Annotated in this window: 17 protein-coding genes, 2 tRNA genes and 1 riboswitch; of the genes, 9 read left to right on the forward strand and 10 right to left on the reverse strand. The window is 61.6% G+C overall.

Annotation, left to right across the window (positions count from 1 at the left end; genetic code table 11):
* Positions 1-29 precede the first annotated feature (29 nt).
* Positions 30-2,351 (reverse strand): ribonuclease R, encoded by a 2,322-nt coding sequence (gene rnr, locus C8D04_RS06610; protein ID WP_116004140.1) that lies wholly within the window; start codon positions 2,349-2,351, stop codon positions 30-32.
* 34 nt (positions 2,352-2,385) lie between these two features.
* Between rnr and C8D04_RS06615 the strand changes: the two genes are divergently transcribed.
* Both C8D04_RS06615 and C8D04_RS06620 read left to right on the forward strand, forming a co-directional pair.
* Positions 2,386-2,470 (forward strand) — tRNA-Leu (locus tag C8D04_RS06615).
* Positions 2,471-2,581: 111 nt separating this feature from the next.
* Positions 2,582-2,666 (forward strand) — tRNA-Leu (locus tag C8D04_RS06620).
* A gap of 124 nt (positions 2,667-2,790) precedes the next feature.
* Here the strand turns inward: C8D04_RS06620 and C8D04_RS06625 are convergent.
* Positions 2,791-5,487, reverse strand: a complete 2,697-nt coding sequence (locus C8D04_RS06625; protein WP_116004141.1) for a DUF349 domain-containing protein — start codon at positions 5,485-5,487, stop codon at positions 2,791-2,793.
* Between the two features lie 130 nt (positions 5,488-5,617).
* The gene (locus C8D04_RS06630; protein WP_116004142.1) at positions 5,618-9,349 is read right to left on the reverse strand and encodes a DUF748 domain-containing protein; all 3,732 of its coding nucleotides are present in this window, start codon (positions 9,347-9,349) and stop codon (positions 5,618-5,620) included.
* A gap of 716 nt (positions 9,350-10,065) precedes the next feature.
* Here C8D04_RS06630 and C8D04_RS06635 point away from each other — a divergent pair.
* The 4 genes from C8D04_RS06635 (at position 10,066) to C8D04_RS06650 (ending at position 13,985) form a co-directional block, all read left to right on the forward strand.
* Positions 10,066-10,908, forward strand: coding sequence for a lytic transglycosylase domain-containing protein (locus C8D04_RS06635; RefSeq protein WP_116004143.1), 843 nt, complete (start codon positions 10,066-10,068; stop codon positions 10,906-10,908).
* 69 nt (positions 10,909-10,977) lie between these two features.
* Positions 10,978-11,133, forward strand: a riboswitch (ZMP/ZTP riboswitch).
* 33 nt (positions 11,134-11,166) lie between these two features.
* On the forward strand, positions 11,167-12,411 hold the full coding sequence (glyA, locus tag C8D04_RS06640) for a serine hydroxymethyltransferase (protein WP_116004144.1): 1,245 nt from the start codon (positions 11,167-11,169) through the stop codon (positions 12,409-12,411).
* A gap of 97 nt (positions 12,412-12,508) precedes the next feature.
* Positions 12,509-12,958, forward strand: a complete 450-nt coding sequence (nrdR, locus tag C8D04_RS06645; RefSeq protein WP_116004145.1) for a transcriptional regulator NrdR — start codon at positions 12,509-12,511, stop codon at positions 12,956-12,958.
* Between the two features lie 139 nt (positions 12,959-13,097).
* Complete coding sequence (locus C8D04_RS06650; RefSeq protein WP_116004146.1) at positions 13,098-13,985, forward strand: DMT family transporter; 888 nt, start codon at positions 13,098-13,100, stop codon at positions 13,983-13,985.
* A gap of 9 nt (positions 13,986-13,994) precedes the next feature.
* Here the strand turns inward: C8D04_RS06650 and aroC are convergent, their stop codons facing one another.
* Together aroC and C8D04_RS06660 are read right to left on the reverse strand one after the other, a co-directional pair.
* Positions 13,995-15,092: a chorismate synthase gene (gene aroC / locus C8D04_RS06655; RefSeq protein ID WP_116004147.1), complete on the reverse strand. Its 1,098-nt coding sequence runs from the start codon at positions 15,090-15,092 to the stop codon at positions 13,995-13,997.
* A 167-nt stretch (positions 15,093-15,259) separates the two neighbouring features.
* Positions 15,260-15,712, reverse strand: a complete 453-nt coding sequence (locus tag C8D04_RS06660; protein WP_116004148.1) for a CBS domain-containing protein — start codon at positions 15,710-15,712, stop codon at positions 15,260-15,262.
* A 105-nt stretch (positions 15,713-15,817) separates the two neighbouring features.
* Here C8D04_RS06660 and C8D04_RS06665 point away from each other — a divergent pair, with 105 nt between their 5' ends.
* From C8D04_RS06665 to C8D04_RS06675, 3 genes are read left to right on the forward strand one after another with little or no spacing between them, the layout of a single operon-like run.
* Positions 15,818-17,119 carry an O-acetylhomoserine aminocarboxypropyltransferase gene (locus C8D04_RS06665; protein ID WP_116004149.1) on the forward strand — a complete coding sequence of 434 codons (1,302 nt, stop codon included), beginning with the start codon at positions 15,818-15,820 and terminating at the stop codon, positions 17,117-17,119.
* 3 nt (positions 17,120-17,122) lie between these two features.
* On the forward strand, positions 17,123-17,944 hold the full coding sequence (locus C8D04_RS06670) for an alpha/beta hydrolase (protein WP_116004150.1): 822 nt from the start codon (positions 17,123-17,125) through the stop codon (positions 17,942-17,944).
* A gap of 13 nt (positions 17,945-17,957) precedes the next feature.
* Positions 17,958-18,734, forward strand: coding sequence for an exodeoxyribonuclease III (locus C8D04_RS06675; protein ID WP_116004151.1), 777 nt, complete (start codon positions 17,958-17,960; stop codon positions 18,732-18,734).
* Between the two features lie 188 nt (positions 18,735-18,922).
* On the opposite strand, the gene C8D04_RS06680 is transcribed toward C8D04_RS06675, so the two are convergent.
* From C8D04_RS06680 to glnA, 5 genes are all read right to left on the reverse strand, one after another.
* Positions 18,923-19,843, reverse strand: a complete 921-nt coding sequence (locus C8D04_RS06680) for a PA2169 family four-helix-bundle protein (RefSeq protein WP_116004152.1) — start codon at positions 19,841-19,843, stop codon at positions 18,923-18,925.
* Positions 19,844-20,055: 212 nt separating this feature from the next.
* Complete coding sequence (gene ntrC, locus C8D04_RS06685) at positions 20,056-21,612, reverse strand: nitrogen regulation protein NR(I) (RefSeq protein WP_116004153.1); 1,557 nt, start codon at positions 21,610-21,612, stop codon at positions 20,056-20,058.
* Between the two features lie 50 nt (positions 21,613-21,662).
* On the reverse strand, positions 21,663-22,739 hold the full coding sequence (gene glnL, locus C8D04_RS06690) for a nitrogen regulation protein NR(II) (protein ID WP_165829123.1): 1,077 nt from the start codon (positions 22,737-22,739) through the stop codon (positions 21,663-21,665).
* Positions 22,740-22,751: 12 nt separating this feature from the next.
* Complete coding sequence (locus C8D04_RS06695) at positions 22,752-23,255, reverse strand: hypothetical protein (protein WP_116004154.1); 504 nt, start codon at positions 23,253-23,255, stop codon at positions 22,752-22,754.
* A 188-nt stretch (positions 23,256-23,443) separates the two neighbouring features.
* Positions 23,444-24,859, reverse strand: a complete 1,416-nt coding sequence (gene glnA, locus C8D04_RS06700; protein WP_116006060.1) for a type I glutamate--ammonia ligase — start codon at positions 24,857-24,859, stop codon at positions 23,444-23,446.
* Positions 24,860-24,892 lie beyond the last annotated feature (33 nt).

The following is a 24,892-nucleotide window of genomic DNA, read 5'->3' on the forward strand; positions in this document are numbered from 1 at the left end:
AACCACCCACCTCCCGTTCCGGCGAAAGCTCAGGACCGCTTGGACGACGAACGCTCTTGTCCCTTGCCCGGCTTGCCTGCGGCCTTGCTGGGTGCATCTGTTCGGGCCTTGCTCAGCAAGGCCGCCTTCTGCACCGATTTACCCGATCGCCTGGGTTCGCTGTTGGCTTCCCGCGAGGTCGCTTCAGGTTCTGGCGGGGCGCGCCGCTTGTCTGAAGCTGCAGGCAACTCTGACGCTGCCGGGCGAGCGCCGCCCTTGGCACGGGAAGACCGGGCAGCCGAGGGCTCACCTTCATTGACCAGGAGAAAATCAATACGCCGCCCGTCCAGGTCCACCCGGCTGACCTGCACGCGCACCCGCGTGCCGATGGCGTAACGCAGGCCGCTGCGCTCGCCGCGCAGTTCCTGGCGGGCTTCGTCGAACTTGAAGTATTCGCCGCCCAGTTCGGTGATGTGCACCAGTCCTTCGACATACATGGCGTCCAGCGTGACGAAGATGCCAAAGCTGGTGGCCGAAGACACCACACCGCCATATTCCTCGCCCAGGTGCTCGCGCATGTACTTGCATTTGAGCCAAGCTTCGACGTCACGGCTGGCCTCGTCGGCACGGCGCTCATTCGCACTGCAATGCAGGCCCGCCGCCTCCCAGGACTGCGTCTCGGCCAGCGCTGCCCCGGTTTCCTTCTTGCGCGGGGCTGTGCCTGGCGGGGCGACGCGATTCGCAAGCCGCTTGCTTAGTTTTTCATGTGCTTCGCCCGGTGTGGGCAACATGGGCAGCCGGTACTTGGTGTTGCCCAGAATGGCCTTGATGACGCGGTGCACCAGCAGGTCAGGGTAGCGCCGGATGGGGCTGGTGAAGTGCGTGTAGGCGTCAAACGCCAGACCAAAGTGGCCGTTATTGATGGGCGTGTAGATCGCCTGCTGCATGGAGCGCAACAGCATGGTATGGATCTGCTGCGCATCGGGCCGGTCTTTGGTGGCCTCGGCGATGGCCTGAAACTCGGACGGCTTCGGGTTGTCGCTGATCGTCATGCCCACGGCCATGGCCTTGAGGTAGTTGCGCAGAATGTCCTGCTTCTCGGGCGTAGGGCCTTCGTGCACGCGGTACAGGCCATGTTGCTTGCCCTGCGCGATGAAGTCGGCGCTGCAGACATTGGCCGCCAGCATGGCTTCCTCGATCAGCTTGTGCGCGTCATTGCGCGTGCGCGGTACGATTTTTTCAATACGGCCATTCTCGTCACAGACGATCTGCGTCTCGGTGGTCTCGAAATCGACCGCACCGCGCTCGCGCCGCGCCAGCAAGAGTCCGCGGTAGGCGTCGTGCAGGTTGAGCAGGTCGCCCACGCGCTCCTGGCGTTTGGCAGCCTCGGGGCCGCGCGTGTTGGCCAGAATCGCCGCCACCTCGGTGTAGGTGAAGCGGGCGTGGCTGAACATCACCGCCGGATAGAACTGGTAGGCATGCACCTCGCCCTTGGCGTTGATGAGCATATCGCAGACCATGCACAGGCGCTCCACATCGGGGTTGAGCGAACACAGGCCGTTGCTGAGCTTCTCAGGCAGCATGGGGATCACGCGGCGCGGAAAATACACGCTGGTGGCGCGATCGTAGGCGTCCACATCAATAGCGCTGCCGGTCTGCACGTAGTGGCTCACGTCCGCAATGGCCACCAGCAGGCGCCAGCCTTTGCCGCGACCCACCTTGGCTGGTTCGCAGTACACAGCATCATCAAAATCGCGCGCATCCTCGCCGTCGATGGTGACGAGTGGCACATCGGTCAGATCGATGCGCTGCCTCTTGTCCTGCGCACGGACATGGTCCGGCAGCGCCCCCGCCTCGGCCAGGCAATCTTCAGAAAACTCATGGGGAACGCCGTACTTGCGCACAGCGATCTCGATCTCCATGCCCGGGTCATCCACCTCGCCCAGCACCTCGGTAATGCGGCCCACGGGCTGGCCAAACAGCGCAGGCGGCTCGGTCAGCTCGACCACCACGACCTGGCCCGGCTTGGCCGATCCTAGGGCGTCACCCGGGATCAGGATGTCCTGCCCATAGCGCTTGTCCTCGGGTGCGACGATCCAGACGCCACTCTCCTGCAAAAGGCGGCCAATGATGGGTTGTGCCGGTCGCTCGAGGATTTCAACCACGCGCCCCTCGGGCCGTCCCCGACGGTCCTGGCGCACGATGCGCGCCCGAACCCGATCCTTGTGCAGCACAGCACGCATCTCGTTGGGTGGCAAGAAGATGTCGGGCTGGCCATCGTCGCGCAGGACGTACCCATGCCCATCGCGGTGCCCTTGAACACTGCCTTCGATTTCATCTGCAGATGGGGAAAGCGGGGCTCGAGGGTTCATTTTTTTGTTATACAATCGTAGACTTTCCTGAAATGCCCAGGTGGCGGAATTGGTAGACGCACTAGTTTCAGGTACTAGCGAGTAACATCGTGGAGGTTCGAGTCCTCTCCTGGGCACCAAGTTTAACTTAACGAAAAGCCGCTGTACCCAGCGGCTTTTTTGTTGGCAAAAGTATCTTAACCGCCCATCAGGTGGGATTTCTTGCTATACAATTCAAATCTTTCCTGAAAGCCCAGGTGGCGGAATTGGTAGACGCACTAGTTTCAGGTACTAGCGAGTAACATCGTGGAGGTTCGAGTCCTCTCCTGGGCACCAAAACAAAAAAAAGCCGTTGCAAACGCAACGGCTTTTTTCATGGTCAGTCCAATGACTGTGCTACTTCGCCAGCTCCGTGGCAGCCAATCCCGGCGCACTCGCGCGCGCCAGGATCGCCTTCTCATCACTTGCGCAGCAAAGCCTTCAAAGCATTCTGCAAGCGGCGCGCCGTGGCTGCATCACTGGCGCTGGCCAACACGCGAGCGGCGTCTTGCCCCCAGGTTTCGGTCGGTGCGGGATCATTGCGGCGCGTGAGCAACTGCAATTGCAGCATGCGACGATCCGAAAGATGTTCGGCCGGCGTAGGCACCTCGGCAGCCATCTCAAGACGCAGCATGGCCTGGGCCGCTTCCCCTGCGGGAGCACTTGCCAGCGCTTGTATCCAGGCATTGCGCGTGGCAGGTGCGACACGGCCACCCAAATCTTGCGCTGAAGGCACCAAGGTCGCATCGCGCTTCTCCCAAGCGGACAACAATTGGGTGAGGGCTTCGCCATGGGCCTGGGCCGCCAGCTTCTTGAGTGCCTGTTGCGCATGTTCCAGCGCCTCGCGCTGAGCCCTGAAGGCGGCATCGCCCAAGCGTGGCCCACGGTCTTCCGGTGCCGGACGGCGGTCCGCAAATCGGCCGCCGTCACGCGGAGCATCGCGGCCCGGGCGCGCATCGCGGCGCTCACCAGGTCGCCCTGGACGTCCCGGCGCAGCAGGCGCGTCCCTCTTCATACCGGGGCGGTCATCGCCGCGCACTGCAACTACGGGACGGGCAACCACCTTGGGCGCAGGTGCAGCTGCTGGTGCTGCAGTCTCGTCCTCAGCCGCAGAAGGCTCTGCCTGAGTGCTTTGCGCAGCCTCGGCCGGCACAGCTCCCTCTTGTACAAATGCAGCCTGAGCACGGCCTTCTGCTGCAGCCTCTGCCGTTGCCTGCGCCTGACCACGCAATGCGGCTTCCAGGGCGGCCATGGCTTCGCGGATTTGCTGGGCGTCACCACCCGCATTCGCGGCCTGCAGTGCCTTGGATGCCTCCAGCACCGCGCGGTCGTGGGCGCTGGTAGCCGATGCACCACGCTCACGCTCCGCGGTCTTGCGGTTGAACGCTTCGTCAATCGGCTTGCGGAAAGCATCCCAGAGCTTTTGCTCCTGACGACGATCGAGGGGCACGACATGGGCTTCGGCCTGCCAGCGCTGCTGCAAAGCTTTGATGGCATCAATGCGCAACACCGGATCAGTGCCCAGCACAACGGCTTCTTCGATCATTGCCTGGCGGCGCGCCAGGCTCTCGGCTTGTGCCTTTTCAAAAGGCTGGGCTGCTGACGCAATGGCTTGTTTCCACAAAGGCTGGAGTTCAGCAAATAACTTCTCGCCAACGTGGCCACTTTCACGCCAACGATCACCAAACTGGTGCAAGGCGCGGTTGATGGCTTTCCAGTCCTTTGACTGGGCATGTTCTTGCGCCCACGCCTTGACCTCTTCGATCAATGCGAGGCGCTGGGCCTTGTGCTCGGCGGATTCGGTGCGAATCTTGTCCAGCCAGGCCTCCACCACCTTGTGGGCTGCATTGCAGGCTTCATCAAATTTTTTCCAAAGCCCATGATTGGGCGCTCCACCCTGGTCGGCCTGCTTCCACAGGTCACGCAGCTGGCGCAACGTTTCCTGCATCTTGCGGCCACCCAGTGCCTGGCCCTCGGGGCGTTTGAGCAATGCCTCTGCCTTGGCCAGCAAATCCTCACGCACCTGGTCGGCACTCCAGCGCTGCCAGCCTTCGAGTTCGCCCGCCGCGACCAACGCCGTGTGCACGCGCTGCTCCAGTGCCGCGTCAATATGCCGACCATGCGTCTTGAGCACAGCGCGCAACGCCGCCGCCGCACCGGCACTGGCTTTGCCATGACCTTCAGCGGTTTCCTGCTCTAGCTTTTGCAATGCTTCGCCTACCATCTGGGCGGCCTTGGCCACCACTTCAGGGTCGGCTTTAGGCTTGGGCTGACGTACAGGGCGCTCAGCAGCAGCAGCCGCTTCGGTGGGCACACCACGCGCTACACGCAACTCGTCGGCCCATACAGGCACCGGCGGCAATGCTGCCTGCGCATTCTCTGCAGCAGCGATGGCGAGGGCCACGGCAGACTGGAAAGCATCCCAGACGACCAATAACTGCGCACGCGATGCGTCGAGCAGGGGCGGGAAACGTGTCTCTACGCTGGGCCAGCTGGCATCATCCGAGAGCGCCTGTGCCTGCTCTTGCCAATGCTGGACATCGACCCGCAGCACGTCCTGTGCGGCTTGGGCGTCACGCCACGATTTGGTCGACAGCACCTCGATGCGCTGGGCCAGCAGCACCGCCGCTTCGCGCTGCACCTGCACACGGTGCTGCAAATCCTCGATCACCTTAACGCGGTCTGCCAACTGCACTTTGAGCAGCGATAGAGGCTCCCGTGAAAGAGGTGCGCCCGCCTTGGCGGCATCGCGCTGCCAAGCCAGTGCGTCAGCGATATTGAGCTTGGACGCTGCCATCAGGGCCTGCGCTTTCTCAGCCCATTCGGCGGCAATGGACTCCTGGCTCTTGGCTCGGCGAATTTCGTCCAGACGTTCACGCACGGCCCGGGCGGCGCCCTTGTCGCGGCTACTGAGCTCTTTGAAAACCTCCTGCAATTGTTCGTGCGCGGGCTGGGTCAACAGCCATTCGCGGATGCGCGCGGCACGCTCGCCCGACGTTGCCGCCGAGAAGGCACCGCCGGTCAGCGCATCCAGCGGATGCGCATCGGGGGCTTTGGCAGGGGCCGGGGTGGTTTCAGGTGCGTCGGACATTTTGTTGCGGGAAAAAATTGGAAACATGGAATCTACAAATACAGCCTTCCGCGCCAGGGCCAGAAAGCGTAATAAAAACGCACCGCAAAGACACTACGGTGCATGGCTGTCGAAACCGCTATTTTCACCGGGATTTGGTCTATACCACTAACCCAGGTCAACGGACCGCCAGAGTGAGCTCCGCACGGGGCTGCCACGACGTCTGGGACGACTCCACATGCGCAGCGCCCAGGAACAATCGATCTTGCGGCAATTGGCGCGATGCAAGGTAGTCGCGCACGGCCACCCCACGGGCCAAAGCCAGCGCACGGATGGCGTCCTCGGACACTGGAATACTGGCCAAAAGCAATGCTTCCATCTCGGACGGCGGCAGCTCCTTGGCCATCCCGATCAGGTTGCGCGGCTTGGCCATGTCCGACCGGCGATACACCTCCTTGAGCAATGCAGGGTACTCGTCCGAGCCCACAGCTGCGACAGCATCAGCCGCCTGGCCGGCACGCACGGCTGCGCGGCGTTTTTGTGCCAGCACGGCCTGCTGGAGCTGTTCGCGTTTCCATCCCTCGCGTTCTGCGTCCAGGTTCGCCATCCCTGCGACAGTCATCTTGAGTGCAGGCCGATCGATCAATACCTGAGCGACTTTGTCCAATTGCGTGCGCGCTGGAGCATCCAGCACGCTGCTACCCGGCACAAACGCCACCACCCCCTGTTCTGCACCACCATCCAGCGCGCTCGTGAGCAGCGAAAAAGGCGCCGAAATGGCCTTGAGAACCAGATTCCCGATGATCTTGAAAATTACCGGCCCCAAGCGAAACTCAGGGTCATTGAGCGACCCGCTGATAGGCAATTCCACATCAATCACGCCATTGCGGTCTGCCAACAGGGCCACTGCCAGCCGCACCGGCAGACTGGCTGGCGCTCCTTCGACCGGCTCACCAAAGGTCAATTGCTGAAGCACCAGCTTGTTCGAAGCAAGCAAGCGCCCGTCCGGCTGCACCTGGTAGGTCACATCCATGCTGAGCTTGCCCCGCTCGATGCCATGGCCGGCGTATTTGATGGTGTAAGGTGACAGCGGCGGCAGCTCCAGATCGCGCATGCGGCCCCGAATGTCCAGCGCCAGAGGCCGGGTCAGCGGATTGAGCTTGCCGCTGATATCCAGCGAAGCCGTCCCCTCGGCCCTGCCACGCAGCTCCAGTCCGGCCATCTCAGGGGCATCACCCCCAGCCGGGGCTACCGACGAAAAAGCGTCCAGGTGGCCGTTTAACTCCGTGAGCTGGGCCGAGTAGTTGGGTTTGATGAAATGGTCGGTGAAATCAACCGTGCCTCCCGTGAGCGAGATCGGCCCGAAACGGATGATGGGCGCAGACTCTGCCTCCACACCTCCAGCAGCCACCGATACGGCTGATGCGGCGGGGACAGCGGGCTCGGCCACTGTGGGAGTGGCAGGTGGCTTTGCCTTGACCAGCTCCTGCAGATTGAGCCGCCCATTGGCCTGCACGATGACGCGCGCAAAAAAATCACTGAGCGCCGTCTCCCGCACATCCACGGACAAAGGTTTGCCGGGCGCCAGGTCCACGGCCAGACCACGCAAACCCAAAGATTTCCAGTTCAGCAAATCTTCGCCACTGCGCAAGCCGCGAAGTTCTTCAGCACCATCGACTGGGGCCTGCACCGCCATGCGCACGCGCACATCGTCCAGTGCGGCATCTCCCTGCACGCCCAACGCTGTGCCCTTCGGGCTTTCCGCATAACGAACCTGCCCCTTGAAGCTACCGTCGATACGGCGCAGGTCTACATTCACGGCATCGGCCACATAGGATTTAAAGGCATGCAGTGGCAGCTGTGTGGCCAGCACCCGCCCCTGCACCCGCAAGGGAGCCAGCGCCGCTGTTCCCTCGTATTCCAGGCGACCAGGATCTGCGCGCCCTGCCCCCAGACGTGCCGACAAGGTCACCGCAGAAGGCTTAGCCGACACAGCCAAGGGAGCAAAGTCTTGCAGGCGCAGACGCAGCGAGGACACAGTGAACGCAGCCGGCTCCGCAAGCACAGCGTCTTTGAATGCGATACCGCCTCCATCAACCTCCAGTTGGGACAGTTTGACCGACCAGGGTGCTCGCGGCGCAGGCTCTTCCACAACAGCAGATTGCGGTCGTGCGGGCTGAGCTACTTGCCAGCGCTCAAACATCCAGCGGCCCTCTGCACTCCGATCTACTAAAGCGCGTGGCTGCGTCACGACGACACGTCCCACATCCACACTGCGCAGCGATAGGTTGATCCGCGTGTTTTCGACCTGCAAACGCTTGATTTCAGCCAGCGACTGCCCCCCACGCATGGCCAAACTGGATGGCTGCACATCAGTGCAAGCGGCGACCGAGGCCTGCGAACAGGACAACCTCAGGTCATCAAGCCCCAGGCGCGCCACTTGTGCGACCAACGCAGCACCATTCCAGGCCAGCCCGAGGTCAGCCTGCAGTGCACCCCCCAGGCGGGGCGAAATCCATTGCGCCAAATACGGCGCAGCCAACTCCAGCGGCAACGCTTGTACAGACACGGCAACCTGGCCGAGCTGGGGATTTCCATCACCGGCAAACGCCAACACGGCTGGATTTTTAGCTGAACCCTCGCCCTGCACCGCAAAGCTACCGGCAAAATGCATGGCCCTTTTCATGGGCACGGACACATCGGACGCCTGGAGCACAAGATCGCGCAGACCCATCTGTGCTCCAGCAGGGATACTCTCATCCTGCCAAGAGGCCTGTCCATGGCGCAGAGAAAAACGGCCCACATGCACGTCCCAGTCTGCTTCCTTGGCCTTTGCAGCAGACACTGGCGTTTTCGCAGAGGCCGTGTGCGCTGGTTGCGCAGGCTGGCTTGAAAAGTCCAGATTGAAATGACCCATCCCGTCCCGTCGCACTGCCACACGGGGCGCATCCAAATCGATCGCATCGATCCGCAGCTTGCGGGCAAAAGGCTGCAACTCTGCCAACTGCAGCTTCAGGCCATCCAAGGACACAAGCTCTCGATGCTCCTTGTCCAGAAAGCTGACGTTCTTTGCACGCACAACGCCACTCAATTGCACGACCGCGGATGGCGTTTGTTCGAACGAGAAACGCACATCCGCATCCACCACCGCAGAGTTCAGTCGCACAGGGAAGGCGGCCGGAAGATAGTCCCGGTAAGGCGCCAGATCAAAATCCGCGAGATGAATAGTGGCATCGGTTCGGAGACTGTCCGTAAAGGGCGCCGCTTCGGCCAAGGTGTCGAACACACTTCCATTGAGTAGGAACGCCACCCGGGGCGCGACTTTGACTTGGCGCTGGGCCTGCAGGTTGCTGATGAAGGGCAGCGAAAACTCCAGTTCGCGCACCTCATGCGTACGGTTTACCGTGCGATCGACAAAATCCACGGCCCCCCCATGCACCGCAATGTTGTAGAGGGCGAAGCCGGTTGACGCAGCCTTGCCATCCCCGGGTTGGGACAATTTTTCGATGATGTCATCGAGATCGGTGCGTCCTGGCGCCAGTTGTGTGACATGCACGATGGGAGCATCTATCTCCACGGCATCAACGACCGGCGCCAACCGCAGCAGCGACTGCAGCTCCATATCTATATAGATACGCTGCACCTGCAACAGGAACCCCTGCCCTTGGGCATCCGCAATGGACACGTCGTGCAGGCTGACCTCCAGAGACCAGGGCAGGAACTGCACCCGACCAATCGAGACCTGCCGCCCCAGAGCCTTGGAGGCCAGCGCCTCGCCCTGGCTGCGCAAGATCGGCGGCAGCGCCAACCATGCCAGCACCCATAACAACACAAGGCTGCAGACCGACCACGCACATCGCCGCATCCAAGGGGAATTTTGCAAAAAAGACTGGGGAAAAGACAGATTCATCACCACAGGCGCTGGACTTCAGCAAACTCAAAGGCAGCTATTGGATCAGAGTTCACCACAGGCCGCGCAACAGCCTGAAACAAGAAAGCCCGGAAAGGCGGCGGTGGGCCACGCTTCCGGGCTTGACGGCTGACACAACGGTCTTTGCCATCGGTTCGCAGCACGGAGAAAATCGTCCGGACTGCGGGGAGGCAATGTATTGCCTCCAAGGGGTTGCCTTGAAAGCGCCGCGCTTGGCCTGTAGGGGCACTGCATGCCCCGACAGGTGGCTTTGCTTCTTCCAGCGATGCCTGCAATCAAGAGGCCAAGCCACCTTATCAAAGAATACCGTGGAACACAAATCAGCAGATCAATCGGTCAGTGGATACCGATTGAAATTGGGCAGATCTCTCCAGCCAGGGCAAAACCAACAACCATTCCCCCTCGTAAAAGCGTCGAGAATCTGTGATTTTTAACATATTCATAACAATATAAATGTCTTAAAAATCAATTTAATAGTGTTGACTTGGCATTAAATCGGCTTTTAGAATCCGCCAGCTTCTCGAAAGCTAGTGAAAACCCCAATCCGCTGCCGAATCCGGCTAAGTCAAATCGGTCTACCGAGGTGCTACACGCCAGGCACGAATTTGATGGCGTACCAATCCAGGCGTGGTTCTTTTCATGGCAGATGACCCCAAGGTCGTTCGCTACCAGACCCCGCCGCAGAAAGGAAAGCTATGACAGCGATAGAACAATGGGTCAACAACACCCGCACTTTTGCGGCCCATGTGACCACCGGTTTTCTGAAGATGACCCACAACGGTTTTGCCTTCCTGGGTCTGGCCCTGGCCTTCGCAGTGATCGCACTAGCGGCCCGGGCCGATTTGCGCCTGGCAGGCGAAACCCAGTTGATGGACTGGCTGCAAAACCGGCAAGAAATGCTGCTCGGCCCGACCGAGGAGCCGCTGGAGCCCAGCGACCGCACCCTGGCCATAAACCCCCAGGAACTGCCACGCGAGCAGGCCCGTGTGGCCTTCTGGCTGAGCAAAAAATACCGCGTGGCAGCGGAGCCACTGGGCTTGCTGGTGGCCGAAGCCTATGAACTGGGAGCCCGCACCAAACTCGACCCGACGCTGATTCTGGCGATCGTGGCCATCGAGTCGCGCTTTAACCCCTTTGCTCAAAGCCCGGTAGGTGCCCAGGGGTTGATGCAGGTGATGACGCGCGTGCATACCGACAAGTATGAAAGCGTGGGCGGAACCCTGGCGGCTTTCGATCCGATCACTAACCTGCGGGTCGGCGTTAAGGTGTTTCAGGAGTGCATTGCTCGCGCCGGCTCCATTGAAGGTGGGCTGCGTTACTACGTTGGTGCCGCCAATCTGGCGGACGACGGAGGCTATGCCGCCAAAGTACTCGCAGAACACTTCCGACTGAGCCAGGTTGCAGGTGGCCGCCGGATGCCTGTTGCGCCGCCGACTTTGAGCACGCAGGCTCCCGTTATGGCGGTTCCAGCCGTGGCAGCACCTTCGCAGAGCAATCCCAGCGACAAGGTTGCCATGCTCTTGCCCTCGGATCTCTGAGCAGTGGGCGCTCGGTTTGCGGGCACTTTCATCCGTCTGACTCCGCCAGGACCCAGGCTCAGTTAAAATAGCCGAGTACGCGACTGGCGATAGGCGCTCTCTCCCACAGGAGACGGCCGCTGATGTGGAAACCTGCAGGGGCCTGGCCCACTGTGAACCACCGGGGAGCGTGCCGCTGCAGGCACCTGGGTGCGCAGCGTTCCGCCGTTCGCCTGGGCAGCCCTTGCTCTCAAGGGACCTCAAGTTCATAGGACTGCCATGTACCACCGCAACCTTCTTGTCGAACAGACCGACCCCGAACTCTTTGCTGCCATCCAGGCCGAAAACAAGCGCCAGGAAGAACACATCGAACTCATCGCCAGCGAAAACTACGCCTCCCCTGCCGTCATGTGGGCCCAGGGCACGCAGCTGACCAACAAATACGCTGAAGGCTACCCAGGCCGCCGCTACTACGGTGGCTGCGAGTACGTCGATGTCGCTGAGCAGCTGGCCATCGACCGCGTCAAGCAGATTTTTGGCGCTGACGCTGCCAACGTGCAGCCGCACTGCGGCGCCTCGGCCAACGAAGCCGTGTTCCTCGCTTTCTTGAAGCCTGGCGATACCATCATGGGTATGAGCCTGGCCGAAGGCGGTCACCTGACGCACGGCATGGCTCTGAACATGAGCGGCAAGTGGTTCAACGTTGTCTCTTACGGCCTGGACGCCAAAGAAGAGCTCGACTACGACGCCATGGAGCGCAAGGCGCACGAAACCAAACCCAAACTCATCATCGCTGGCGCATCGGCCTACAGCCTGCGCATCGACTTCGCACGCTTTGCCAAGGTAGCCAAAGATGTGGGTGCGATCTTCATGGTGGACATGGCGCACTACGCTGGCCTGATCGCTGCTGGCATCTACCCCAATCCCGTACCCCACGCCGACGTCGTCACCTCGACCACGCACAAAAGCCTGCGCGGCCCGCGCGGCGGCATCATCTTGATGAAGGCCGAGCACGAGAAAGCCATCAACAGCGCCATCTTCCCTGGCCTGCAGGGTGGCCCGCTGATGCACGTGATTGCCGCCAAGGCCGTGGCTTTCAAGGAAGCGCTGCAGCCCGAATTCAAGGTATACCAGCAGCAGGTGTTGAAAAACGCCCAGATCGTCGCTGAAACCCTGACCCAGCGCGGCCTGCGCATCGTCAGTGGCCGCACTGAAAGCCACGTCATGCTGGTGGACCTGCGCGCCAAGGGCATCACCGGCAAGGAAGCCGAGACCGTTCTGGGCAGCGCCCACATGACCATCAACAAGAACGCTATTCCGAACGACCCGGAAAAGCCGATGGTGACCAGCGGCATCCGCGTGGGCACGCCTGCCATGACCACGCGCGGTTTCAAGGACGAAGAAGCACGCCTGACGGCCAATCTGCTGGCCGACGTGCTCGACAACCCGCGCGATGAAGCCCACATCGCCGCTGTGCGCGCCAAGGTCAACGCCTTGACCGCGCGCTTCCCGGTCTACCGCTAACCCTCCCCCGGCAGGCCCGCCATCGGCGCCGATACGATTCCTGATCCAAGGATGTACCGGCTCCGCCGGGCGGCGGGCGCTACCACCGAGAACACCCATGAAATGCCCCTTCTGCAGTCACCATGAAACCCAGGTCGTCGAGACCCGGGTGTCTGAAGACGGGGATTTCATCCGCCGCAGACGACGTTGCGCCACCTGCGAGAAACGCTTTACCACCTACGAGCGGCCTGAAGTCAGCTTTCCCGTCGTGGTCAAAAAAGACGGCCGACGCACCGACTACGCTCGGGCCAAGCTCATGGGGTCGTTCAATATTGCCTTGCGCAAGCGTCCGGTCAGCACGGCGCAGGTGGACTCTTCGATCGAACGGATTGAGGAAAACCTGCTCAACCTCGGGCAGCGCGAAATTCCGTCGAGCCGCATTGGCGAGCTGGTGATGCGCGAACTCAAGAAACTCGACAAGGTGGCCTATATCCGCTATGCCAGCGTCTACCGCAGCTTCGAGGACATTGACGAGTTCAAGACCCTCGTCGATGAAGTGCGGCAGTGAGCGCCTTTTATTGTCAAAATTGCTATTAATAATATAGCTATTTGCACTTATCTGTAAAGCGATAGAGGCATTTTTAGCCATTATTGGTGTCGCTTGCAGCTCTGCACAGCGCTCCACCCAGCGGCACAATGCCGTACCTGTGAAAACCCGCCATTTGCTGCAGCTTGTGCTGCTGTCCGCCCTGTGGGGCGCATCCTTTCTGTTCATCCGTGTGGCCAGTCCCGTGCTGGGACCCAACGTCACGGCGGCGCTGCGCATTGGCCTGGCAACGCTGACCTTGGCGGGCATCATGCGCGCCACGCGCGAACCCTGGCCCTGGCGGCACTGGCGCGAGCTGACTGGCCTGGGCATCATGACCGTGGCCCTGCCCTTCCTGCTCTATGCCTGGGCGGCGCTGCGGCTGCCTGCGGGGTACAGCTCGCTGCTCAACACCATGGTCGTTCCCTTTGGCGTACTGGCTTCAGCCTGGATGAAGGAGGACACCCTCAGCCTGCGCAAATGGCTGGGCTGCCTGTTCGGTTTTCTGGGTGTGGCATTCATCGTTCGGCTGGGGCCCGTCAACCCCACACCCGAGCTGGTGTGGGCCGCCCTGGCCTGCGTGGGCGCAGCAGCCTGCTACGGGATATGTACGCCGTGGATGAAGCGCAGCACCCAGCGCATCAGCCCGTTGGCGATTGCGGCCGGCATCCACGCCACGGCCCTGGTCATGCTGCTGCCGGGTGCCGCCTGGGACTGGCCACAGGCCCGCTTTACCGCCCCGGCGCTGGCTGCGGTGCTGGTGATGGGCGTGGTCACCTCGGGCTTGGCCTACTGGCTCAATCTGCGTGTGCTGAGCCAGATATCACCCGTTGCGGCCATGAGTTCGGCCTTCATGATTCCGCTGTTCGGTGTGACCTGGGGACACCTCTTCCTGGGCGAATCGCTGGGCCCGGGCATCTGGTGGGGCGGTGCACTGGTGCTGCTGGCCACCGCCCTCGTCACGGGCTTCAACCCGCTGCGCATTCTGGTGATCCTGCGCAAGCGCTGAATCCTGCGGCTAAGCCAGCGACGCCTTGATCGGCGGCACCGCCTGCACCACATCTCCGCACTGCGCACGGTGGCGCAGTGCGTGGTCCATCAGCACCAAGGCCAGCAGCGCCTCGGCAATGGGGGCAGCACGGATGCCCACACAAGGGTCGTGGCGGCCGCGGGTAGATACCTCGGCGCTCTGGCCATGGATGTCGATGGTTTCGCGGGGGCTGATGATGGAACTGGTGGGCTTGATGGCCATGCTCACCTCAATGTCCTGCCCCGTACTGATGCCGCCAAGCACGCCCCCCGCGTTGTTGTTGCGAAAACCCTCCGGCGTGAGCGAATCGCCGTGTGTCGTGCCTCGCTGCGCCACGCTGGCAAAACCAGCGCCAATCTCCACACCTTTCACAGCGTTGAGGCCCATCATGGCGTAAGCGATATCGGCGTCGAGCTTGTCGTACAAAGGCTCACCCAGGCCCACGGGCACGCCCGTGGCCTGCACGCGGATGCGGGCGCCACACGAGTCACCTGCCTTGCGCAGCGCGTCCATGTAGTCCTCAAAACGGGCCACGTCCTGCACAGGAGCAAAGAAGGGGTTGTTCGGCACATGGTCCCAGCTCTCAAACGGAATCTCCAGTTCACCCAGCTGCGTCATGCAGGCGCGCAATTGGGTGCCGTATTTTTCGGCCAGCCATTTGCGGGCGACCGCACCGGCTGCCACGGTAGGCGCCGTCATGCGCGCGGATGAACGCCCACCTCCGCGCGGGTCGCGCAGGCCGTATTTGTGCCAGTAGGCGTAGTCGGCATGGCCAGGACGAAAGGTCTGCAGAATGTCGCCATAGTCCTTGCTGCGCTGGTCCTGGTTGCGAATCAGCAGACCAATGGGCGTGCCAGTGGTGCGGCCCTCGTACACGCCGGAGAGAATCTCCACCGCATCGGGTTCGTTGCGCTGCGTGACATGGCGACTGGTGCCGGGTCGCCGACGGTCGAGGTCGACCTGGATGTCGGATTCAGACAGCAGCATGCCGGGTGGGCAACCGTCGATCACGCAGCCAATGGCCGGGCCGTGGGATTCACCAAAGTTGGTGACGCAAAAAAGAGTTCCGAAGGTGTTTCCGCTCATGGCGCACGATTATCCCTGAGCGCGGCAGCCCGCTGGCTCTGCAACAACGCACTATTGATTTAATAGCTACTAGCGCTTTACCATCAAGCGCTGCAGGCCAATTTCATTCAAATTTTCAAAAACTGCCTCAGCACCCTTCGGGCCAGCAGGCACCCACCGACCCCAGGTCAGGCCGCGTTTGCACCCTCTTCCGGCCAGTCACGGATGTAGGCCTTGAGCATCTTGTTCTCGAAGTTCTGGCTGTCCACCACAGCCTTGGCCACGTCGTAGAAACTGATCACACCCATGAGCATTTTTTTGTCCATCACCGGCATGTAGCGTGCGTGGCGGTCCAGCATCATGCGGCGCACCTCGTCCATGTCGGTTTCGGTGGTACAGGTCAGGGGGTGGTCATCCATGGCGGATCGCACCTGCAAGGTGCCCACGCTGCCCTTGTTCTTGACGATGGCCTGTATCACTTCGCGGAAGGTGAGCATGCCCACCAGGTCACCATGCTCCATCACAACGAGCGAACCAATGTCCTTCTCGGCCATGGCATCCACCGCAACTGCCAGTGGTTCGTCGGGGTGGACAGTGAAAAGGGTGCTGCCCTTGACGCGCAGGATGTCGCTGACTTTCATGGTGTAACTCCGAGTCGGCCCGGGGGCTCAATGCATGGGAAGGTCAAATATAGCCCACAATCCCGGGGCATTGCCCGCCGTTTGATACACCTTGGAGACATATTCATGCCCGGTTATGCCGATCCCGGCTTTGACACTCTGGCCCTGCACGCAGGTGCCACGCCCGACCCCGCAACCGGCGCACGCGCCGTACCCATTCACCTGACGACGTCCTTCGTCTTCGAGTCCAGCGACCACGCGGCGTCGCTGTTCAACATGGAACGCGGCGGCCATGTCTATTCGCGCATCAGCAACCCGACCAACGCCGTGCTGGAGCAGCGCATGGCCGCGCTCGAAGGCGGCGCCGGCGCCATCGCCGTGGCCAGCGGCCAGGCAGCGCTGCACCTGACCATCAGCACGTTGATGGGCGCGGGCTCGCACATCGTGGCGAGTACAGCGCTCTACGGCGGCTCGCAGAACCTGCTGCATTACACGCTGCGCCGCTTTGGCATCGAGACCACCTTCGTCAAACCCGGCGACATCGACGCCTGGCGCGCCGCCATCCGGCCCAACACCAAATTGTTCTTCGGCGAGACCGTGGGCAACCCCGGCCTCGAGGTGCTCGACATCCCCACCGTGAGCGCCCTCGCCCATGAACACGGTATTCCCCTGCTGGTGGACTCGACCTTCACCACGCCCTGGCTGCTCAAGCCCTTCGCGCATGGTGCTGATCTGGTGTACCACTCGGCCACCAAGTTCCTCTCCGGCCACGGTACGGTGATCGGCGGCGTGGTGGTGGACAGCGGCGCGTTCGACTGGGAAGGCTCGGGGCGCTTCCCCGAGATGACCGAGCCCTACGAGGGTTTTCACAACATGGTATTCAGCGAGGAATCGACCGTGGGCGCCTTTTTGCTGCGCGCACGCCGCGAAGGCCTGCGCGATTTTGGCGCCTGCATGAGCCCGCACACCGCCTGGCTCATCCTGCAGGGCATAGAGACCTTGCCGCTGCGCATGGAACGCCACATGCGCAACACCGAACAAGTGGTGCAATTCTTGGCCAGCCAGCCCTTCGTCGAGCGCGTGGGCCACCCGATGCTTGAATCGCACCCCAGCCACCAGTTGGCGCGCAAGCTCCTGCCACGTGGCATCTCCTCCGTCTTCAGTTTTGACCTCAAGGGCACACGCGAACAGGGCAAGAAGTTCATCGAGGCGCTCAAGCTCTTCAGCCACCTCGCCAACGTGGGCGACTGCCGCAGCCTGGTGATTCACCCGGCCAGTACCACGCACTTCCGGTTGTCCGACGAAGCCCTGGCAAGCGCGGGCATCACACAAGGCACCATTCGCCTGTCGATTGGACTGGAAGATCCGGACGACCTGATCGACGACCTCAAGCGCGCACTCAAGGCCGCAGAAAAGGCAGGAGCCTGAGCCATGGAACTGCTTGTCAACGGCCACAACACCTTCTGCTACACCGGCGGCAAACCCTTCAACCCGGCGCAGCCCACCGTGGTGCTGATCCACGGCGTGCTCAACGACCACAGCGTCTGGGCCATGCAAAGCCGCTACCTTGCCCACCACGGCTGGAACGTGCTGGCCGTGGACCTGCCCGGCCACTGCAAGAGCGCGGGCCCGGCGCCCACGTCGGTAGAGGAAGCCGCCAACTTCATCGCCGCGCTGCTCGACGCCGTGGGCGCACCGCGCGCTGCGCTGGTAGGCCACAGCTGGGGCTCGCTGATCGCATTGGAGGCCGCAGCGCGCCTGCAGGAGCGCGTGAGCCAGCTGGTGCTGGTGGGCACGGCCTTTCCCATGAAAGTCTCTCCGGCACTCATCGACGCGGCGCTGAACGAACCTGAAAAGGCGCTGCGCATGGTCAATGTGTTCTCCCGCAGCACCCTGTGCGCCCCGCCCACGGCGCTAGGCCCCGGCACCTGGGTGTACGGCGCCAGCATGGCGCTGGGCCGCCGCGTACTGCGCAGCAACCCTGCGGTCAACCTGTTCCATCGGGGCTTCGTGGCCTGTGACAGCTATGCCGGGGGCGAGGCTGCCATTGCCCGCATCACCTGCCCGGTGCTGTTCGCCCTGGGCACCCAAGACCAGATGACCACACCCAAAGCGGCACAAGGCCTGATTGCCGCCACACGCGCAGCCTGCAAGACCGTGCAGGTCACCCACCTGCCTGTGGGCCACCACCAGATGACCGAGGCGCCCGAAGAAACGCTGACCGCGATCCGGGATTTTCTGTCCAACGCATAAAGCAACACACCCTATGAAAATTGCCACCTGGAACGTCAATTCTCTCAGCGTGCGCCTGCCCCAGGTGCTCGAATGGCTGGCACAGAACCCTGTCGATGTGCTGTGCCTGCAGGAACTCAAGCTCACCGAGGACAAGTTCCCTTTTGCCGCGCTGCAGGCGGCCGGCTATGAGGCCGCTGCCCTGGGCCAGAAAACCTACAACGGCGTGGCCATCCTTGCGCGCGTGCCCCTGAGCGAGGTCGTGCGCAACATTCCAGGTTTTGACGACGAGCAGGCACGCGCCATCGCGGCCACGGTCGATTCCAGCGCAGGTCCGGTGCGTGTGATCAATGGCTATTTTGTCAACGGCCAGGCGCCAGGAAGCGACAAGTTCGCTTACAAGATGCGCTGGCTGGCGGCGCTGCACGACTGGATACGCTCCGAACTGGCAGTCCATCCGCGCCTGGTGGTACTGGGCGACTTCAACGTGGCCCCGGAGGACCGCGACTCCTACGACCCCGTGGGGCTGGCTGACACCATCCACCACACCCGCGAGGAGCGCGCCCACTTCCAGGCCTTGTTGGATCTGGGCCTGACGGACGCCTACAGGTTGTTCGAGCAACCTGAAAAGAGCTATTCATGGTGGGATTACCGCATGCTGGGTTTCCAAAAAAACCGGGGGCTGCGCATCGACCACATTCTGGTCAGTGAAGCGCTGCGTGCAACCGTTACAGCCTGCGTCGTGGACCGTGCACCACGCAAAAATCCGCAGCCAAGCGACCACGCTCCGGTGGTTGTCACTCTCGCTTGAGCCACCACCGCAAGGCGATTGTCCATCCGCACAAGAGCCCCCAGCGGTCAGAACAAACATCCCCCCCAAAGCTGCCAGATCTTCCCTGGCAGCTTTTTTGTTGGAGCCCCCGCAAACAGATGGCGGTGCGGCCCACGCCGGTCGCAGCAGCCATAACGCACAGCGGCCAAGGTGCGTCAGCAAACGCTTCAGCGTTGCATCGAGAAACGGTTGCGCAAGGCACGCACTTCATCGTGGTTGCGCTGCGCACCTTGGGCCTGGCGCTCCACCAACGCTCGCACATCCAAGGGCAGTGTCGCTTTCAGGGCCTTGCGGTAGCGGGCCACAGCAGCATCTTCGCCTCGCTCGCACTCCTCAAGCACCGCCTTGTCATCCTGGATGGAGAGGGCCGTCTTCACCGACACCCAGCCACGGTGCAATGCACCCGCCACGGTGCCACCCGAAGCGGGTTCGCCATCCAAGCGACGGATTTCATGTTCTAGTTCCATCGCAGCGGCGGCACATTCGCGCGAATGGCGTTGGAAGATGCCCTTGAGTTCACCCGAGTCGGCATGCTCGGCACATGCATGAAAGCCGTATTCACCATCGCGGGCTGACTCCAGCAAATCATTGAGCGTATCAACCACGTCGTCGTTGTCGATGGCGTGAACACGCGAGGCGCGTTCCCACGCAGCGCGTGTGGCGGGGCGAACGTCGGTCCACGCCAACCCTTGGTCAGCATGACGAGCACGCCAGTCATCGGCCAAACGCGGCTCAACGGTGTCGAAATCGCCTTCGTAACGACCCACCGAACTCCAACCCAACTTGTAGGCAGGACGGTATTGGTCATAGGTGCGGCCATGTACGTAGTAAGGTTCACGCTGATAGATGTCGCGCCAGTAGGCATCTTCCGCAGTGGGGTTGACTGACTCAGCTGCTGCCTTGCCGGCGAGCCCACCGACCACGGCGCCTGCCACGCCCCCCACGGCAGCACCGACAGGGCCGCCCAAAGCACCCGCAGCCGCGCCCGCTGCAGCACCACCCATGGCTGCGCCCAGGCCTGTGCCGACAGGGTGAGCGCCCGGCTCGTTGGTCAGGGGGTCACGGTTGGCATCGTTGAAATCCGACATAGAAATTCTCCGTTTGGTTGACAGTGCCCCATTCTTGAAGCGATCAACAAAACGAAGGGTCAGCCCACGGAGCGCCTGGTTGTAGGACAGGCCCCAGTCCCAACCGGGCGTGGCGCCCGGGCCGCCAATCCCTGGATCAATGGCAAAAGGAAAATTTCCAGGTTGAATTTTTGCTATTTATTTAATAGCTATTACCGCTTATGGATAGGGCGTTAAATAGTATTTTCATCATTATTTTTTGTATCCAGACCAAGTTCCTGGATCTTGCGCGTGATGGTGTTGCGCCCAATGCCCAGGCGCTGCGCCGCTTCCATGCGCCGTCCGTGGGTGGCGTCCAGTGCAGCGCAGATCAAGCGTGACTCAAAACGGTGCATGAGCTTGTCCCAGACATCGCCCTGTGCACTGGACAAAAGCACCTGCAGCTCGGCATCCAGCGCAAGCTCCCATGTGGGCGTCACCACGGTCGCTGCATGGGGATCTTTCAGATCTGGACCAGCGGTTGGACCGGGCTCGGACACCTCCGGCACGGATGCGGGGGCTGGCGTCGGAACCGCCTGCATTGACGGCGTGAAGGAAGAAGCAAGCGGAGGGCTGAAATGCAGCACTTCGGGCGGCAGGTCCTGCACCGAGATCACCTGTGCAGGCGCCATGACGGTCAACCAGTGGCAGATGTTCTCCAGCTGGCGCACATTGCCCGGGAAGGCAAACTGCCCCAGGCGCGCCAGCGCAGTATCGTCAATGCGCTTGGGCTCCACGCCCAGCTGCCGCGCACTCACCTGCAAAAAATGCCGGGTCAGCATGGGCACATCTTCAGCGCGCTCACGCAGTGCGGGCAAGCGCAGGCGAATGACGTTGAGCCGATGGAACAAGTCTTCACGGAACGCACCGTCCAGCACACGCTGCTCCAGATTCTGGTGCGTGGCGGCAATCACGCGCACATGGGACTTGACGGTGGCATGTCCGCCCACACGGTAGAACTGGCCATCCGACAACACGCGCAGCAGCCGTGTCTGCAAGTCAAACGGCATGTCACCGATTTCATCAAGGAACAGCGTTCCGCCCTCGGCTTGCTCAAACCGTCCACGCCGCTGTGTCTGCGCACCCGTGAAGGCGCCGCGCTCATGGCCAAAAAGCTCGGATTCCAGCAGATCCTTGGGGATCGCTGCTGTATTGATCGCCACGAACGGCCCCTGAGCGCAAGGCGAGTGCTTGTGCAAGGCGCGGGCCACCAGCTCTTTGCCTGAGCCAGACTCGCCCGTGATGAGCACCGTGACCAGGCTCTGGCTCAGCCGTCCAATAGCGCGAAACACATCCTGCATGGCGCTGGCCTGGCCCAACATCTCGGGCGCCACATCCTGGCTGTCCTGCGCCACATCCTCGCGCTGACTCTCCTGCACCGCGCGGCGGATAAGCTCCACCGCCTTGGGGATGTCAAACGGTTTGGGCAAATACTCAAAAGCGCCGCGTTGGAAGGCCGACACAGCGCTGTCCAGGTCGGAATAGGCGGTCATGATGATCACCGGCAGGCCCGGCTGGATGGCATGCACCTTCTCCAGCAATTGCAGGCCCGTGCCGCCCGGCATGCGGATATCACTCACCAACACCTGCGGCCCAGGCAGATCGGACCCGCCGGCACTCTGGGCCGCCAGCGCGTCGAGCACTTCGCTGGGGTGGGAGAAACTGCGCGTGGGCAGGTTTTCGCGCGCCAGCGCCTTCTCGAGCACGAAGCGGATCGAGGGGTCGTCATCTACTATCCAGATCGGCTTCATGGGTGGTCACACTTTCACTGGTTGCGTTTCTAGAAGCCTTTGAACGGTGCTCAGGGCAAGGGAAGCAGGATGCGAAAGTCGGTGCGTCCCGGCACACTCTCGCATTCAATCAGTCCATGGTGCTGCTGCACAAAAGTCTGCGCCAGCGTCAGCCCCAAGCCCGAGCCGCCGTCGCGGCCCGACACCAGCGGATAGAAAATTCTGTCCCGAATGGCGTCGGGCACACCCGGCCCGTTGTCGATGACATGCAATTCCAGTGCCAACTTATAGCGTTGACGGCCAAAAGTGACCTGCCGTGCCACGCGCGTGCGCAGCGTGATGCAGGCATCGCCCTGCGCTATCCGGTCGGTCAGCGCCTGCGCGGCGTTCTGAACGATATTGAGCACCGCCTGGATGAGCTGTGCCCGATCGCCCCGAAACTCGGGAATCGAGGTGTCGTAATCACGCTGCACCCGCAGGCCCTGCGGATACTCCACCAGAATGAGCGAACGCACGCGCTCGCAAACCTCATGGATATTGACGTCACCCACCTGGTGCGGGTGGCGGTGGGGTGCCAGCAGGCGGTCCACCAAGCTTTGCAGGCGATCCGCTTCGTGGACGATGACCTGGGTATATTCGGCCAGATCCGGGCTATCCAACTCCATCTCCAACAACTGCGCTGCCCCACGGATACCGCCCAGCGGGTTCTTGATCTCGTGCGCCAGGTTGCGGATCAGCTCTTTGTGTGCCTGGGCTTGCTCCAGCAAACGCTCTTCGCGGTCTTGGCGCACCTGTTGTTCCAGCGGCCACAGCTCCACCAGCACTTCGCCTTGAACTTCGGTGGGGGCCACATTCACATGCACAGGCACAGGTTCCTGGTGCAGGCGCTTGAGACTGGCCTCGTAGCGCAGGGCCGCAAAATCTTTACTGCGGGTGCCGGCCAATGCGGTTTGCAGCAAGGCAGGATCGGTGAAAAACTGGGAAAAATCAGTACCTTCAAGGGTGCGGCGCGACACGCCCAAATGCTGCTCCAGTGCAGCATTGGCGTAAAGCAGGGATCCATCGATCCGCAGTACCGCTACCAGTAGCGACAGCATGTCCAGCACCTGCAGCAGGCGCTGTGGCCCGTGCGGGGAGTTGGCAGCCATCACCCGTCCCGATTAAGGGGACGGCAAACGCGCCAGTTCACGCTTGATGCCCGCAATGTCGCTCTCACTGCGGGCCAGGTTGGCCTTGATCTCGGCGGTGCGCTCTGCATAGCGCTGGGTATTGCGCAGATCAAGCGCGTTGCGCTCGGGCGCCCCGTTGTTGTATTCCTTGGTGAGTTCAGCGTGGCGCGCTTCCGCCTTGCGCAATTCAGACTCCAGGATGGCACGGGCGTCAGCGTCACGCGCACGCTGGTCATTGGGGTTCACGCGGGGCGCGGAAGGCGGGGAGGCAGACTGTTTGGCCCCTGCAGCACCACTGGCCGGGACATTGCGTACGCCCTCGACAACCGTGACGTTACCTCCTTCAACCGGCTTGCAGCCCCGCTCCTTAGCCTGATTGGCATTGTTGGTGTACTCATTGCCACAGCGATAAATACGATCCTGTGCGCCCACTGGCGCCACCATCAGGGCAAGAAGGGTCAGAGCAGGTAGCGAGGAGAGAAAGGTCTTTTTCATACAGTGTGCTCGCACGCATCGTGCAGGGTTGCTTCTTAGTATCACCCAAACAGGGCCGATCTCCAATCCAATGTATGCATTGAACTGCAACGAAATGCCATGGGATGCACCGTGGCGCCCAGGGTTCCCCAGAAAAAAAGCGGCCCGGAGGCCGCCTTTAAATGTGCTGTTTCAAAAGCGCTTCACGCTTACAGCGAATAGTACATATCGTATTCGACCGGATGCACGGCCTGGCGGAAGCGCGTGACCTCGCCCATCTTGAGTTCGATGTAGGCATCAATCATTGCTTCGGAAAACACACCGCCCTTGGTCAGGAAGGCACGGTCGGTATCGAGCGCATCCAGCGCCTGGTCGAGGCTATGGCAAACGGTGGGCACCAACTTGTCTTCTTCGGGTGGCAAGTGGTAGAGGTCCTTGGTAGCGGCTTCGCCGGGGTGAATCTTGTTCTCGACACCGTCGAGGCCTGCCATCAACAGCGCAGCAAACCCCAGGTAAGGGTTCATCAGTGGATCAGGGAAACGTGCCTCGACACGGCGGCCCTTGGGGTTGGATACATACGGGATACGGATCGAAGCCGAGCGGTTTTTGGCCGAATAGGCCAGCTTCACCGGGGCTTCAAAATGCGGCACCAGGCGCTTGTAGCTGTTGGTGCCTGGATTGGTAATCGCATTGAGCGCACGGGCGTGCTTGATGATGCCGCCGATGTAGTACAGGGCGTAGTCCGACAAACCGGCGTAGCCATCGCCAGCAAACAAGTTCTTGCCGTCCTTCCAGACCGACTGGTGTACATGCATTCCCGAACCGTTGTCGCCTGCGTAGGGCTTGGGCATAAAGGTAGCGGTTTTGCCGTAGGCGTTGGCAACGTTATGGATGACGTACTTTTGCAGCATCGTCCAGTCGGCGCGCTGCACCAGAGTGCTGAAACGTGTGCCAATCTCGTTCTGACCAGCACCAGCGACTTCATGGTGGAACACTTCCACCGGAATACCCATCGACTCCAGAATCAGCGACATCTCGGCGCGCAGGTTGTGCGTGCTGTCCACAGGCGGAACCGGAAAGTAGCCGCCCTTGACCGTAGGACGGTGTCCGCGGTTACCGCCTTCGAGGTCGCGGCCCGAATTCCAAGGGGCTTCGTATTCTTCGATCTCATACATCACCTTGCCAGGTTCGTTGCTCCATCGCACGCCGTCAAAGATGAAGAATTCGGGCTCGGGCCCAAAGAACGCCGTGTCGCCCAAACCCGAGGCCTTGAGGTAGGCCTCAGCGCGCTTGGCAATGGATCGCGGGTCGCGGTCGTAGGCCTTGCCGTCGCTGGGCTCGATGACGTCGCAGCTCAAGATCAACGTCGTCTCTTCAAAGAAGGGGTCGATGTTGGCAGTATTCGGGTCGGGAATAAGCTGCATGTCCGACGCCTCGATACCCTTCCAGCCGGCAATCGACGACCCGTCAAAGGCATGTCCGGACGAGAACTTGTCTTCGTCAAAGTGCGACACCGGCACCGTGGTGTGGTGCTGCTTGCCAAGGGTGTCGGTAAAGCGGAAGTCGACGAATTTGACTTCGTTTTCTTGCACCATCTTCATTACATCTGCAACGGTCTTGGCCATCGGGTACTCCTGGGAAAAGCGTTGGTTAAAAAT

The sequence above is a fragment of the Simplicispira sp. 125 genome, assembly GCF_003096555.1.
Lineage (GTDB): Bacteria > Pseudomonadota > Gammaproteobacteria > Burkholderiales > Burkholderiaceae_C > Simplicispira.

Excerpts from the sequence above, each read along its gene's own strand:
- rnr (WP_116004140.1), bottom strand. The coding sequence starts at position 2,351 with ATGAACCCTCGAGCCCCGCTTTCCCCATCTGCAGATGAAATCGAAGGC.
- C8D04_RS06675 (WP_116004151.1), top strand. The coding sequence starts at position 17,958 with ATGAAAATTGCCACCTGGAACGTCAATTCTCTCAGCGTGCGCCTGCCC.
- glyA (WP_116004144.1), top strand. The coding sequence starts at position 11,167 with ATGTACCACCGCAACCTTCTTGTCGAACAGACCGACCCCGAACTCTTT.
- C8D04_RS06680 (WP_116004152.1), bottom strand. The coding sequence starts at position 19,843 with ATGTCGGATTTCAACGATGCCAACCGTGACCCCCTGACCAACGAGCCG.
- C8D04_RS06695 (WP_116004154.1), bottom strand. The coding sequence starts at position 23,255 with ATGAAAAAGACCTTTCTCTCCTCGCTACCTGCTCTGACCCTTCTTGCC.
- C8D04_RS06660 (WP_116004148.1), bottom strand. The coding sequence starts at position 15,712 with ATGAAAGTCAGCGACATCCTGCGCGTCAAGGGCAGCACCCTTTTCACT.
- C8D04_RS06665 (WP_116004149.1), top strand. The coding sequence starts at position 15,818 with ATGCCCGGTTATGCCGATCCCGGCTTTGACACTCTGGCCCTGCACGCA.
- glnL (WP_165829123.1), bottom strand. The coding sequence starts at position 22,739 with ATGGCTGCCAACTCCCCGCACGGGCCACAGCGCCTGCTGCAGGTGCTG.
- C8D04_RS06630 (WP_116004142.1), bottom strand. The coding sequence starts at position 9,349 with ATGAATCTGTCTTTTCCCCAGTCTTTTTTGCAAAATTCCCCTTGGATG.
- ntrC (WP_116004153.1), bottom strand. The coding sequence starts at position 21,612 with ATGAAGCCGATCTGGATAGTAGATGACGACCCCTCGATCCGCTTCGTG.
- glnA (WP_116006060.1), bottom strand. The coding sequence starts at position 24,859 with ATGGCCAAGACCGTTGCAGATGTAATGAAGATGGTGCAAGAAAACGAA.
- C8D04_RS06625 (WP_116004141.1), bottom strand. The coding sequence starts at position 5,487 with ATGTTTCCAATTTTTTCCCGCAACAAAATGTCCGACGCACCTGAAACC.
- C8D04_RS06635 (WP_116004143.1), top strand. The coding sequence starts at position 10,066 with ATGACAGCGATAGAACAATGGGTCAACAACACCCGCACTTTTGCGGCC.
- aroC (WP_116004147.1), bottom strand. The coding sequence starts at position 15,092 with ATGAGCGGAAACACCTTCGGAACTCTTTTTTGCGTCACCAACTTTGGT.
- nrdR (WP_116004145.1), top strand. The coding sequence starts at position 12,509 with ATGAAATGCCCCTTCTGCAGTCACCATGAAACCCAGGTCGTCGAGACC.
- C8D04_RS06670 (WP_116004150.1), top strand. The coding sequence starts at position 17,123 with ATGGAACTGCTTGTCAACGGCCACAACACCTTCTGCTACACCGGCGGC.